Source organism: Aminobacter sp. P4_D5 (assembly GCF_056401815.1).
Genome location: NZ_JBFUIP010001322.1, coordinates 1 through 532, shown reverse-complemented (window position 1 = coordinate 532; position 532 = coordinate 1). Strand labels below are relative to the sequence as shown.

Annotated in this window: 1 protein-coding gene; it reads right to left on the bottom strand. The window is 65.0% G+C overall.

What is annotated here, in order from left to right; translation table 11 throughout:
- The coding region (gene sufC / locus AC1DWF_RS38175) for a Fe-S cluster assembly ATPase SufC (protein ID WP_476843598.1) at positions 1-532 on the bottom strand (532 nt) is incomplete at both ends.

Below are 532 nucleotides of genomic sequence, written 5' to 3'. Positions count from 1 at the left end.
CATCAGCACGTGCACGCGGTCGGGCACGATGTAGTCCAGCAGACGCTGGTAGTGGGTGATGACGAGCGACGAGAAATTCGGGCCGCGCATGGCGTTCACGCCATCGGCGACGATCTTCAGCGCGTCGATGTCCAGGCCGGAATCCGTCTCGTCGAGGATGGCCAGCGTCGGCTCCAGAAGCGCCATCTGCAGCACCTCGTTGCGCTTCTTCTCGCCGCCGGAAAAGCCGACATTCACGTTGCGCTTCAGCATGTCGTCCGACATCTGCAGCGCCTTGAGCTTGGTCCGCGCCAGCTTGAGGAACTGCATCGCGTCGATCTCGGGTTCGCCCTTCTGCTTGCGCACGGCGTTGACCGCCGTCCGCAGGAAGTTGGCGTTGCCCACGCCCGGCAGCTCCACCGGATACTGGAAGGCGAGGAAGAGCCCAGCACCCGCGCGCTCCTCCGGCTCCATGGCCAGCAGGTCCATGCCGTTGAAGGTCGCGGAGCCGCCGGTAATCTCGTAGCCCTCGCGCCCGCTCAGCACATAGGAG